The organism is Paenibacillus sp. FSL H7-0690 (assembly GCF_037980415.1).
GTDB classification, from domain to species: Bacteria; Bacillota; Bacilli; order Paenibacillales; family Paenibacillaceae; genus Paenibacillus_AQ; species Paenibacillus_AQ odorifer.
This window is the reverse complement of the sequence record NZ_CP150281.1, coordinates 1,984,126-1,997,130: the sequence shown is the minus strand read 5'-3', so window position 1 is coordinate 1,997,130 and position 13,005 is coordinate 1,984,126. Positions and strand designations below refer to the sequence as shown.

Annotated in this window: 11 protein-coding genes and 1 pseudogene; 4 read left to right on the top strand and 8 right to left on the bottom strand. The window is 45.1% G+C overall.

Annotated elements, in window-relative coordinates; genetic code table 11:
- Positions 1–236: 236 nt before the first annotated feature.
- A pseudogene (locus MHI32_RS08670) lies at positions 237–1,627 on the top strand (SpoVR family protein).
- A 60-nt stretch (positions 1,628–1,687) separates the two neighbouring features.
- Here MHI32_RS08670 and MHI32_RS08665 read toward each other — a convergent pair.
- The 3 genes from MHI32_RS08665 to MHI32_RS08655 all read right to left on the bottom strand — a co-directional run bounded on the left by MHI32_RS08665 (position 1,688) and on the right by MHI32_RS08655 (position 5,850).
- Positions 1,688–2,128: a GNAT family N-acetyltransferase gene (locus MHI32_RS08665; protein ID WP_339190256.1), complete on the bottom strand. Its 441-nt coding sequence runs from the start codon at positions 2,126–2,128 to the stop codon at positions 1,688–1,690.
- Between the two features lie 346 nt (positions 2,129–2,474).
- On the bottom strand, positions 2,475–3,401 hold the full coding sequence (locus tag MHI32_RS08660) for an AraC family transcriptional regulator (RefSeq protein ID WP_248547664.1): 927 nt from the start codon (positions 3,399–3,401) through the stop codon (positions 2,475–2,477).
- A gap of 553 nt (positions 3,402–3,954) precedes the next feature.
- A complete protein-coding gene (locus MHI32_RS08655; RefSeq protein ID WP_036684429.1) occupies positions 3,955–5,850 on the bottom strand; it encodes a PrkA family serine protein kinase in 1,896 nt (631 codons plus the stop codon).
- Positions 5,851–6,044: 194 nt separating this feature from the next.
- On the opposite strand from MHI32_RS08655, the gene MHI32_RS08650 reads away from it, so the two are divergent.
- A complete protein-coding gene (locus MHI32_RS08650; protein ID WP_340012164.1) occupies positions 6,045–7,019 on the top strand; it encodes a DUF2161 family putative PD-(D/E)XK-type phosphodiesterase in 975 nt (324 codons plus the stop codon).
- Between the two features lie 759 nt (positions 7,020–7,778).
- On the opposite strand, the gene MHI32_RS08645 is transcribed toward MHI32_RS08650, so the two are convergent.
- The 3 genes from MHI32_RS08645 to MHI32_RS08635 all read right to left on the bottom strand — a co-directional run bounded on the left by MHI32_RS08645 (position 7,779) and on the right by MHI32_RS08635 (position 9,967).
- Complete coding sequence (locus tag MHI32_RS08645; protein WP_340012162.1) at positions 7,779–7,940, bottom strand: hypothetical protein; 162 nt, start codon at positions 7,938–7,940, stop codon at positions 7,779–7,781.
- A gap of 8 nt (positions 7,941–7,948) precedes the next feature.
- On the bottom strand, positions 7,949–9,166 hold the full coding sequence (locus MHI32_RS08640) for a PLP-dependent aminotransferase family protein (protein WP_036684431.1): 1,218 nt from the start codon (positions 9,164–9,166) through the stop codon (positions 7,949–7,951).
- A gap of 144 nt (positions 9,167–9,310) precedes the next feature.
- Positions 9,311–9,967 carry a response regulator transcription factor gene (locus tag MHI32_RS08635; RefSeq protein ID WP_036684433.1) on the bottom strand — a complete coding sequence of 219 codons (657 nt, stop codon included), beginning with the start codon at positions 9,965–9,967 and terminating at the stop codon, positions 9,311–9,313.
- 284 nt (positions 9,968–10,251) lie between these two features.
- On the opposite strand from MHI32_RS08635, the gene MHI32_RS08630 reads away from it, so the two are divergent.
- Both MHI32_RS08630 and MHI32_RS08625 read left to right on the top strand, forming a co-directional pair.
- On the top strand, positions 10,252–10,659 hold the full coding sequence (locus MHI32_RS08630; protein WP_036684435.1) for a hypothetical protein: 408 nt from the start codon (positions 10,252–10,254) through the stop codon (positions 10,657–10,659).
- Positions 10,656–11,720, top strand: coding sequence for a phosphodiester glycosidase family protein (locus tag MHI32_RS08625; protein ID WP_139331019.1), 1,065 nt, complete (start codon positions 10,656–10,658; stop codon positions 11,718–11,720). Before MHI32_RS08630 ends, MHI32_RS08625 begins: the two co-directional genes overlap by 4 nt.
- 347 nt (positions 11,721–12,067) lie before the next feature.
- Here MHI32_RS08625 and MHI32_RS08620 read toward each other — a convergent pair whose 3' ends face one another.
- Both MHI32_RS08620 and trmL read right to left on the bottom strand, forming a co-directional pair.
- Positions 12,068–12,322: an AbrB/MazE/SpoVT family DNA-binding domain-containing protein gene (locus MHI32_RS08620; protein ID WP_036684437.1), complete on the bottom strand. Its 255-nt coding sequence runs from the start codon at positions 12,320–12,322 to the stop codon at positions 12,068–12,070.
- Between the two features lie 126 nt (positions 12,323–12,448).
- Positions 12,449–12,913 (bottom strand): tRNA (uridine(34)/cytosine(34)/5-carboxymethylaminomethyluridine(34)-2'-O)-methyltransferase TrmL, encoded by a 465-nt coding sequence (gene trmL / locus MHI32_RS08615; protein WP_076135879.1) that lies wholly within the window; start codon positions 12,911–12,913, stop codon positions 12,449–12,451.
- Positions 12,914–13,005 lie beyond the last annotated feature (92 nt).

Here is a 13,005-nt window from a genome sequence, read left to right as displayed (position 1 = left end):
CAAGGATGGAATTTCCACATACAGTGACAGCGAGGAAGAATTCGCCAAATTTCTGAATGAGGAATCATCTATTTATAAATACGTTTGGGTGGTGGCTACGATAGTTCCCCCGTCATATTGCCTCCCCTCCTCCCATATACATAGTATGAATAGCATTTTTCGATACAGGTATCCGCATTTCATATAGGTTCTGCCCCATACAGGCGGTGCCCAGAGTAGGAAGGAGAGAAAGATTCATGCCAAGCGAAGAAATTAATGCGCTAGAGCGGGCCATTGCCGAGATTACGGAAATAGCCACTGGCTTCGGTTTAGATTTTTATCCCATGCGTTATGAAATATGCCCCGCAGATATTATTTATACATTCGGCGCTTATGGAATGCCTACACGATTTGGACACTGGAGTTTTGGAAAAACCTTTCATAAAATGAAATCCCAATACGATTTCGGACTGAGCAAAATATACGAGCTCGTTATTAACTCCAACCCTTGTTATGCCTTCCTGCTGGATGGAAATTCACTGATTCAGAATAAGCTGATCGTTGCCCATGTGCTAGCGCACTGTGATTTTTTCAAAAATAATATGCGTTTCTCCATGTCCAACCGAGATATGGTCGAGAGCATGTCAGCTACAGCAGATCGGATTGCCGGTTATTCTGTAACTTACGGAACTGATGCTGTGGAGAGCTTCATCGATTCAGTGCTGGCTATCCAGGAGCATATAGACCCCAGTCTGATCCAGCCACGCAAGCTGGGCAAAACTCACCTACTGGAAGCTAAGATGAAGGAGCTCAAAGACGCCCCTCCAGGCGGCTCGAAATCATCCAATCCTTATGACGAATTATGGAATTTAGATAAAAGCAATACCGGGCCGCAGGAAGCATCCTCTGGAAACCGTGCTTTCCCCCTGAGCCAGAAAAAGATATGGTCTGGTTTATCCAGCAATATTCCACTGTTTTGGAGGATTGGCAGCGTGACATTATGACGATGCTCCATGACGAAATGCTCTACTTCTGGCCACAGATGGAGACAAAAATCATGAACGAAGGCTGGGCTTCCTACTGGCATCAGCGCATCGTTCGCGAACTAGATCTGACCGAAGAGGAAACTGTGGAGTACGCAAAATTGAATTCATCCGTCGTGCAGCCCTCACGGCAAAGCCTGAATCCTTACTATCTGGGGCTGAAAATCTTTGAAGACATCGAACGCCGCTGGGACCGTGAGAAAATCTTTGAAGTACGTGAGTTGGAATCCGATACCTCCTTTATCCGCAGCTATCTGTCGAAGGAATTGGTGAACGACCTCGATCTTTATGTTTTTGAGAAAAAAGGCCCCGAATGGAAAATCACCGATAAAGCATGGGAAAATGTACGAGATCAACTGGTGCTCGCCCGGGTCAATGGCGGGTCTCCTTACTTGGTCATTGAGGACGCAGACTTCGAGAAGAATGGTGAATTATTTATAACTCATCGCTATGAAAGCATCGAGCTGGATCTGAAGTATCTGGAGCGCACACTCCCTCACATCTACTCTTTATGGGGGCGGACGGTTCATCTACAGACGGTTGTGGAAGACAAAAAGGCGCGTTTTTCATACGATGGCAAAAAGGTGCAGCGGAAATTTATTTAAACTAAAAAAAGCGGCAGACCTAGACGGGTATTAACACTTATCTGCCGCTTTTTGCTATGACTAAAATGAGGATTCAGATTCTTTTAACGACTTCGAGAAATATTTTGGAGCCTCAACAAATCCTTGTCGAGCATAAAATCTATGCGCATCAGTTCTTCTGGAATGACAATGAACCTGAATTTTATCACAGTTTCTTTTTCTAGCTAAATCAGCGCAATACTCCTCAAGCTTTCGTCCAATTCCTTTGCTCCTAATGGAATTACTCACCACAAGATAACTTATAATTGCAGTATCTCCTACCAGACCTAATTGGGATATGTAATGCATGGAAATACAAGCTACCACTTGATCATCTTCCTCAAAAACCAATAATTCCTCGTCCGGATGTAGGATTAGCTTTTCTATTTTTTCTTGCATGAACACTTCTGTATCCGGATATCCCAACTGTTCTAATAATTCCGCTATGTCTTTCCAGTCATCAGCTCTCGCTTCTCTAATCATCTGCCCCACTCCCCGTTATTTTCGAATTACCTTTCTAATTGACTCTATTACACTACGGAAGATGATACTCGTCAAACATAAACTGATTAGATAAAAAAACACCCCAAAAGTATCATTGGTTTCCATTTGGGAGTTCCTAAAAAAGAAGACCCACAGCGGTAACACGCTGCGGACCTTCATCGACACCCTCATATCAACTTAATAACTGCACATGGCAAATGCTCAGGTGAACGTAACGTAAGGAAGTTTGAAAATGTAGGACCGTAGCGTTCGCCTTTGTCAGCGACCTAAAGTCTAAACATTTCTGAAATTACAATTATCACCGCGCGGTCTTTGCCCTTATCGACTATTCAGTCAACTTTTTCACAGGAACGTAAATCTCCATCACTGTATCTGGCCGCGAATGGCAGCGTTCATCGTAAAACTCAAAATCCAGCTTAGTCTCGTCATAAACGTAACCACTGTCCTTAAACCATTCTTCGAAGATGTACTTCCAGCTGCTTTTTATGACTTGGGCAAACTCTATTTGCTCTGTATCCGTTGAAGTATCCACTGGAGGTGTTGTAAACACGGCATATTCGGCTTCTGGCACATCCATCGTCAACATATCAGCTTCTACCTTGGAGTAGTCCTCAACAATAACACCCAAAAGATAGGTGGCATTGCCGTTATCTGAAGACGGAATACATAAACCAACTTCTCCGTGTTTAGGCGGGTTTAGTATTTTATACATTTTGGACTCCAGGTTTTCACCCTCATAATGGCTCCAAAAAGAAGCAATATCCTTAGTGTACATACTACCCGCAACATTAGTTTGGATACCATAACCAGCCACCTTAAAAGCAGGCTTACGAACAAAAACAGGATTCATAATATAACCTCCGATATCAAATATTGAATTTCCTTTACTAAACCCATCCATCCGTGCCGCATATTGTGTCGGACTATAACCAAAGGTTTTGCGAAAAGCTTTAGTAAAGCCACTTTGTGTTTCAAAACCATAGTCCAGCGCAATATCAATGATCTTTTTTCCAGCAAATAATTCAATTGAGGCTAAGGATAATTTTCGGCTCCGCACATACTCCATCACAGACATTTCTTTGCACAAGCTAAACACTCGGCAAAAATGATACACCGAATATCCGACCTCCGTCGCTATTTCTTCAACCGTTATATTTTCTTTAATATGAGCTTCTATATATTCAACACATTTTTCTATATCTTTACTGTAATTCAAGTGCAGCACCAGCCTTTCCCCGTACGGTGATTTCATTATATCAACTGCGCTGGAAATGGACTGTTCCTGTTTTGCTGAGCTGCATTATTGCCTGTATAAAAAAACAGAGCAGTGATCCTCCATTTACAAAAGGATCATAACTCTGCGTATTCTTAGTCACCATCATTTTGGGTAAGCCTCGAAGTAGACAACGCTGGATCCACGTAACTACTTACTCTTCAGTTCTGTTGCTCCCAACGACTGACTAAAGGACCCAGATGACGTTAATTGCAAAAATATCGCCTTTTGAGCGGAGTTTCGGACTCCAGTGCAGCTATTAGTCAAAAACGGCTCATATTTAGGGTTTTTCCTGCTAATAGCGACCATGGGGTCCGATAGCCTGCGAAATATGCTCAAAATCTACGTTTAGGGTCACCTGTGTCCTTTAGCAACTTCCTACGCACAACAGCCACATTAGTCAGACGGGTTGCGGCGTTTAGATTAACATTAGGAGGGTAAAAGGAGGAAGATACAACATGGAAGGCAAAAAAAGAGTGCTCCACAGCCATTTTCATGGCTTTTGGAACACCCCGCATAAATGAATTCTTTTTTAACGGTTAAGCAGACTTCCCACGTATTTCAACAGCTCGTTGGCGCAAATTGGGCAGTAGTGATGTCCATCAATAAGTCTGGCGCATACCTCGTTAATTCGTTTGAGCTGACTTTCATCAGGTGTTTTGGACGAGGTGGTGATTTTGACAATATCTTTGAGATCTGTGAACAGCTTTTTCTCAATCGCTTCCCGCAGGCGGTCGTGGTTGTTGTACTCGAATTTCTTCCCTTTGCGTGAATACGCGGAAATCCGGATCAGGATCTCTTCACGGAACGCTTTTTTTGCATTCTCAGAGATTCCAATTTGCTCTTCAATCGAACGCATTAACCGCTCATCCGGCTCCATTTCCTCATCCGTCAGCGGATCACGAATTTTCGACCAATTGCAGAAAGCTTCGATATTATCTAGATAATTCTCAAAAAGTGTCTTCGCAGATTCCTCAAAGGAGTAGACAAATGCCTTTTGTACTTCGCTTTTCGCTAAAATATCATATTCCTTGCGGGCAATGGAGATGAAGTTCAGATAACGCTCCCGCTCCTCTTTTGTAATCGACGGATGCTGATCCAGGCCATCCTTTATCGCCCGCAGGACATCCAGTGCGTTCATGCACTGCAGATCTCCTTTGATCAGAGCGCTGGAAATGCGGTTGATAACATAACGCGGATCAATTCCGGACATGCCCTCATCTAAATACTCCGTTTGCATCTCTTTAAGATCGGCCTCTTTATAGCCTTCGACCTCTTCGCCATCGTACATCCGCAGCTTTTTGATCAGATCCATACCTTGTTTTTTGCTTTCTTTAAGACGGGTTAGGATAGAAAAAATAGCGGCGGCACGCAGCGCATGTGGTGCAATATGCACATGACTCATATCACTCTGGGCGATCAGCTTCGCGTAGATTTTTTCCTCTTCCGAAACTCTGAGGTTATACGGAACAGGCATAACAATCATACGGGATTGGAGCGCTTCATTCTTTTTATTAGAAATAAACGACTTATACTCGGTTTCATTTGTATGAGCAATTATCATTTCGTCCGCACTTATCAACGCGAAGCGGCCAGCCTTGAAATTGCCTTCTTGCGTCAGTGACAGCAGGTTCCATAAAAACTTTTCGTCGCATTTGAGCATTTCCTGAAATTCCATCAGCCCACGGTTAGCTTTGTTCAACTCCCCATCAAAACGGTAGGCACGCGGATCAGATTCCGAACCAAATTCAGTAATGGTCGAAAAATCAATACTTCCTGTCAAATCGGCGATATCCTGAGACTTCGGATCAGAGGGACTAAAAGTACCAATCCCTACCCGCTCTTCTTCTGACAGAATAACACGCGTCACCTTAACCTGCTCAATGTCACCAGCATAATCATTTCTTAGACGCATCTGGCAGGATGGGCACAAGTTGCCCTCAATACGTACACCAAGTTCCTTCTCAATCTCCGGACGGAGCTCCAGCGGGATCAAATGCAGCGGGTCCTCATGCATCGGGCAGCCTTCTATTGCGTATACCGCACCCGCATCTGTCCGCGAGTACTGTTCCAAACCACGTTTAAGCAGCGTGACCAGGGTCGATTTCCCACCACTGACAGGTCCCATCAATAACAAAATCCGTTTGCGAACATCAAGCCGACGTGCTGCAGAGTGAAAATATTCCTCGACCAACTTTTCGACTGCACGATCAAGTCCAAAAATCTCCTGTTCAAAAAACTTATACCGTTTGCGTCCGTTTATGTCCTCTACGCCGTGCGACTTAATCATGTCATAAACGCGGGAGTGAGCGGTTTTTGCGGGAGAGGGGTCTTTTCTCAACAGTTCTATATACTGCTTGAAGGTGCCGCTCCACGCCAACCGGTCGTTCTCAGCCCGATACGAAGCTATACGCTCAAAAATGTCCATTGCTCGCTGCCTCCTCTTGCGCTCCTACTTGCTCTTCTACTTGCTCTCCTATAGCGTTAAAAAGTGTATTACATACCTATGCGGCAAGCGCGGAATAGTTGACCTCTTTTTTACTGTGCTATAATAGAGAATCAGAAAATGGCTGTAAAACCTTATTGGGAAACCCGAAAATAAAGGCCTACGGGAGTGACAAGATGGCGGTACGACATGAAACGGAGCTATATGCTCCTTTGAAGATTTTTTTTGAAAAGCAGGGTTACAGCATCAAAGGTGAGGTTCGGACCTGCGATTTGGTGGGGATTCGGGAGGACGTTGAACATCCTCTGATCGTGGAGATGAAAAAATCATTCAATCTCGCCTTGCTGCTGCAAGGGGTAGAACGGTTGAAGCTCAGTCCCACCGTCTATCTTGCAGTGGAACGTGTCCGTGATAAAAAAGGAGCGGTGAACCAGCGCTGGGGCGAGCTTAGCGGATTATGCCGCCGGCTCGGTCTTGGGCTGATCACTGTTATCTTTTATAAGACCAAAGCACCGCTGGTCGAGGTGCTCGTAGAGCCAGACGAGAAGCCGCCTGCGCAGCGCAGCAATAAGCGGCGGCGCGAGCGCCTGCTCTATGAGTTCCGCGAGCGCAGCGGAGACTACAACACCGGCGGCAGCACGCGCGTCAAGCTCGTGACGGCCTACCGCGAGAAAGCGCTGCGTGTCGCGCTTTCTCTGCAAGCAGCGGAGGCGGACGCCGCCGCCGCCGCAGAGAAGGCAGCTGCGAAGGCTTCGCTCGCAGCTGTCAAACGTTCAGCGGCGGGCACCGCTGAACAGGTTCCGGCGCTGAGCTCAGCGCCGGAGAACCGTGCTGCCGGGGACGCGGCAGCACGGGAGGCAGCGGCGGCAGGCACGCGAAGCGGTGCCCCTAGCGCTGCCTCAAGCACGCTTCCAGCGGCCGTATTGGCCGCAGGAAGCGCTCCCCGCTCGGCCGGCATCACTCCGGCCGAGCTGCGGAAGCGTAGCGGCGTACCCACCGCCGCCGCTATGCTTCAGAATAACTACTACGGCTGGTTTCACCGGGTAAGCCGTGGGCGTTACACCCTAACCCCAGCCGGTCATGCGGCGCTGGTGGAATATGCCGCGATAACAAGCGGCGTACCCAATAACAGCAATCATCCCATTAATTAGCTAACCTAGCCTGGACAGTACTTCTATCGACTATTTCTTTTTAGTCGGGTCTTATTCTTTTAGCTCGGTTCTAATCATTTACTCAGACTTTAAACTTATTATTCTGATGCACACATAACATGTGTAAATAACGCCAAAAAGCATCCCAACTACGGGATGCTTTTTCGTATGTCTTATCTTATTTAAATCCTATCTCTGTGCATTCCATGTTCTTAACTTACACTTAACATATTAGTATCTGGTGCGTACCACGCTCTTACTACACTCATATCACATTTAGATTACATTTTTAGCACACTAGTATCTCATACGTACCATGTCTTATTTTACTCATATCTCATTAGTACTCATACGTTCCTATTCGAATTGCATTCTTACCGCGTGTTTAACTCGCTCTTCCCACGTTCGTAAATCATTCTCATCACATTAGTAACTCATTCGTACCACGTTCATATCTCACTCTTACCACGTTCATGTCTCATGCGTACCTCATCCAGTTCTACTTGACTGTACTTAACTAACTTATTTACAATCTTCGAACACGAGCGCTATTTACTAAATCATTCAAAGCAAAATAAGCTTTAAAAACACCATTCCGAAAAAGACACACTAAGTTATTAGGGAAATCCTCCCCAATATTCTTCGATTCACACGCTAAAAACCGCATTTTAGGGAATTCCTCCCTGATTTTCGCCAGATTTACCCCTAAAACGGGGAATCCCTTGATTTTTTAGGGAGAAATTCCCTAAACAGTCCATTTTAGAGTTCAAATCGACCAGTTTTAGGGAGGATTTCCCTAATTAATCTCACATCACGAACTTCGTCTTGCCCGACTTGTAATTCTGTCCGTGTTTTAGCTCTAAGAGTGTCTTGTGTTTTCATCATTTCATTCATTTCAATCATTTCATTCCCAACTTTCATTCCACTACCTAACTCCGTGCTGTGAACTCCTTAACCGCTTCGCTCATCAGATTCATGCCAAGCAGCAGCTCATCCCGGCCGGGATGGCTAAAGTTAAGGCGAAGGTGATTGCTGACTCCATCTACACTACATAACGGACCTGGCAAAAAAGCCACTCCCTTACCTAGCGCACATTTGAGCAACGCCATAACATCCATTCCCTCTGGTGGTGCGACCCACAGGAACATGCCTCCTGATGGAAGGTCATAGGAGCTGCCCTTCCAAGCAGGCCGCTTGAGCAGTTCAACCATAAGCTTCAGACGGGTGTTATACTCTCGATTCAGCTGCGCGATATGCTCACGCAGATCAAACGCAGACACATCCAATAAATGATGCAGCAGCCGCTGATTTAATGCGCTCGACTGCCAATCGGCCATCTGCTTAGCCGCAGACATCATTCTGATCAAGACTCGGCTGCCTGCCGCCCAGCCCGTCCGCAGCGCGGGCGCAACGGTCTTGCTGAACGAACCGATATAAAGCACGTGTCCGCCATCGCTGATATTTTCCAGTGCATACAAAGACGGATATCTTTTAGCCTTGTGTTCACCCTGCTTCTGGAAGTGCAAATCCCCATAAGAATCATCTTCCACAATCAAGATGTTATATGCGATACATAAATCCAATACTGCGCGGCGTCTCTCCAAACTCCATAAAATGCCGCTTGGATTGGTAAAGCTAGGGGTTGCGAACAGCATTTTCGGCTTATGCAGCTCGATCTGGCTCCGCAAATGCTCCGGATCAAGCCCGTCCAAATCACCCTGTACAGGAATAATAACGGCCCCCTGCATCCGAAGAGTCTGCAAAAATCCTGGAGAGGTCGGATTTTCTACTAATACACGATCTCCTGGATCAATATACACCCGCGACAACAAATCAATGGCTTGCTGGCTACCCGTTGTTAGCAGAACTCCACCCTCAACAACATTTACCCCTTTTTCTTTAAGCCAATCCCCTGCGAGCCACTCCCGAAGCGGTCCGTACCCTGCAGGATCACCATATTGCAGTGCTCCCGCATCTGCTGAAATCACCGTAGATGCTGCTTCAGCAAGCAGTGACAATGGGAATAGTTCTTCCGCTGGTAATTCTTCAGCTAGCGATATCATGGAGCTTCTCCGTGTTTGGGTGCGGATACTAAGAAGCGATGACGACAACAATGTGTGTGCGCGAGCAGAAAATTCGTAAATCATGCGAAATCCCCCTTCCCTGTTACCAAGTAGAAACGGCTTCGTCATCCTCATCCAAGGATGGGATGGTTACCCATTCAACATGATATTCTTACTTCTACTCCAAGAATATTCCACCCCATACGTCATTATGTCGTAAAGCGTGGGTTAGGCGTAGATTTGCCTGTTTTGTCTTGAGAAGAGCGCGAATTTCTCAATCGCTTGTGCCCGGGTCGAAACATCTAGCTTTACATAGATTTTGCGCAAATAATTATCAATGGACCGACGGCTTACCGCAATTTCAAGCGCAATTTTATCGTAGGTAATCCCTTGAACGATTCGCTCCATGATAAACATCTCTGTCTCCGTCAGTTGCAGAACATCATCTAATCCTTTAAATGTCGAAATCGGCCAAGCTCCTTTTTCAATCCATTCCAACGGCATTGAAAGAAAACCCTCCCGTAAACCCAGGATCAGCTGTAAAAGCTGACGGGGAGAAGCTCCCTTCGAGAATATCCCGCTGGCTCCTAGTTCTACGAGGGGCTGAAGCAGTTCTCGCCCGTCTTCGTCTGTCATCACGACAAAATGTGAGTTTGGTGAGCTTTTTTTCATATTTAACAGCACACTCTCAATATTCCCCTCAGGCATATGATAATCTACTAGCACTAGCTCGGGATTTTTTTCCCTTACGATGGTAGCGCCTTCGTCCCAAGTGGAATACATTCCCAGAACCTTAAGCCCCTCTTCCTCTTCCAAAATCAATTTTGTCCCCAGCATACTTGTAGGATGACACCCCACAATGACCACCTGCCAAACCTTCATCATTAATGCCCTGACCCCCTGCTCTATATATAATCATCTAGAAAGGAAAGCGCCGCAGCGTTTCCGGTTAAAACGCAAGCAAGGCTGTATGATGACTTGTCTGTATAATCTCTAGCTGGTTACCTTGTGTACGTCTATCAGAATTCCAATCTATAGAAATTGTATCGCAGTAGTTTAATAGGATGCAATTACTTTTTCTAGTTTTCATACTCTCTTACATTTTTGCGAATCTTGTCAAAGTCTGATAGAATGGGGACTTGAAAAAAAGACCAACCCGAGGTGATAAAATGCAACCGCTAGCGGAAACGTCCCCGGTACGCTCGCGCTCTACTACTGCGAGAAACGGCCCTTCCGTAAAATGGTTTTTACTGTTCTGGATTATGATGATCGGACTCGGCGTATATGCTGTATACAGCTACACGAACCATCTGAAGCAACAGGTGCTTACCGAACTTAGTACTCAGAGCCAGCAGCAGCTTACCGTTTTGAAGACCGACTATGAAGCAAAAATTGCCGTTCTCTCTGAAGAAGTGAAGGAATTGCAGAATACAGTGCAAAGCTTTAACGAACTATTAACCTTCACTAAAGATAATGCTAGTGCCAAGACAGATAACAGCAACAAGCTATATACGCAATTGAGTGAGGTAAGCAAACAGTTAGAAGCTTTGAAGAAAGAAATGGATCTGATCAAATGATGACGCCAGTCAAAAGAGTAAACCGCTTCTTCATGCTTCTAACTGCACCGTTCATAGGCTTGGTTATTTGTATGTCGTGGTATCGACCACCGCTACAGCTAGACCTTGATGTAGGACAATTCACACCAAGCGCTGGGCCAGTGAATGAAACAGCTTCCTTAAAAAAAGAGCTGACGCTGGCAGAGGCCTCCGCAGCTTACACCATTGATGCTGTCAGCGCTAGTGCCAAGCTATATAAAGAGACTACCACTACGATGAATAAGCTGGTCGAAACAGCACAGACTCAGGCGACCCGGCCTGAACTGATCTATAACCGCAGGATTTCAGCCAAGCTTGGTATACCTTCAGAGATCGTTACTAGCGACCGTATAAGAGTTGAGTTATATCGATTGAATCCAGGAAACTACAAAGCTTATGCGTTGAAAATCAAATTGAAGGACCCGACCGCTATGAAGATGAGCTTGGCGGAGACAGCCTCCGGTGCGGAAACTACTATGCATGCCGTACAGCGTAATGGTGCAATTGCTGGTATTAATGCGGGCGGCTTTGCAGATCAATCCGGAAAACGTTATCCCTTAAGCACAACTGTAGTGGATGGAAAGTATTTATACGGTTTTGAGCCGACGTACAAGGACCTAAGTTTTGTTGGGCTGAACAAATCCGGGCAATTAATCGGCGGGAAATTCTACAGTCGCGCACAATTAGATCAGCTAGATCCGGTATTCGGCGCCACCTTTGTGCCTGTCCTCCTTAAAAACAACATCAAAACACCCATACCCGAAAAGTGGAAAACATCCCCTAATCGGGCACCACGTACCGTGATCGGCAAATATAAAGATGATCAGATCCTGCTTTTTGTAGCGGATGGATATAATGAGTATGGCAGCTCTGGTGCACAGCTGGAGGAGATTCAGAACAAATTATCGAATATGGGTCTCGTAGATGCTTATAATTTAGATGGTGGTGGCTCTTCCTCATTGATCTTTAACGGAAGAGTTATCAATAAACCATCCGATGGAAATCTAAGAGCTGTGCCAACGAATTTTCTGTTTTTTAAATAATATAGTAAATTGTCTATGTAACATATCACATTTGCGTTTATTTTTATTAAATTGCAGGTTATAATCTTGATAACGAATACATTCGCTATTGGAGGTGCCAGTATGTCGTTCTCATTAACCTTTTGGATCGTAATGTTCGTATTTGTGTTATTTACGGTCGGCATCCTTACCTCATCTTACAACGACGACAAAACAAAAGGCCTATAAAGCCGATATGTCCCTGCAGCCACTTGGTGCGGGGGCATTTTTTGTATACATAAAAAAACTGCCCCCCAAGTAGAAGAGTTCTACGAAGAGGACAGTTTTTTTATAAGCTCTTGGCTGTCAAAATTCAAAATATGTACTTCTTAGGCATGCCTTGGCAATTGAGTCATTTCCGAAAGGCATGCAGAACAAATATAACGATCTTTATATTCGCTTACACCATCCATCGATCCACAGAAAACACATTTTGGACGGTAACGCTCCAAGATGATATGGTCACCCTGTACCAAAATTTCAACCGGGTCGCCTTCATTCATCTGATACCTTTTACGCAGGGACTTAGGCAGAACAATTCTACCCAACTGATCCACTTTGCGAACTACACCAGCAGGTTTCATAACTAACGTACACCTCTCCTGTTCAAGAAAAATTATTTAGTAGCTACTACTTATTTCGGCTCTTTCAATATATTTCGTTACCTAATTGTCGAATCCTGCTGAAAAAAATAAAAAATTTGTCTTTTTTTAAATAAGATTAGGGAAATCCAATTGTCGAAGCGCCTCGTACACAATAATTGCTGCCGAATTGGATAAATTCAGAGATCTCACAGCATCACTCATTGGCATGCGCATTTTTGTTTCTTTACCTGCTTCTAGAATCTCTGCAGAAAGCCCCTTCGTTTCCTTGCCAAAAACAAAAAAATCGCCATCTTGGAACTCAAAGTCGCTGTATCTTTTCTCTGCTTTCGTCGTTGCGTAAAAGAAACGCCCCTCGCTATATTTCTCCAAAACCTCAGCAAAGGAGTCGTGATATTCAATAGTAACAGCATGCCAATAGTCTAATCCTGCTCTTTTTAATGTAGCATCGTCTGTACGGAATCCGAGTGGACGAACCAAGTGAAGATGAGTGCCGGTAGCGGCGCAAGTACGCGCAATGTTGCCAGTATTGGCCGGAATTTCCGGCTCGACTAATACGATATGGAGTGCCATTATATGGTTCCTTCCTCTCTAAAGGCTTAATAGCCAGATGTTTTACTCTAGTGCCTAACCATAGCTTCTCCAAACAAACTGAAAACCTTCCA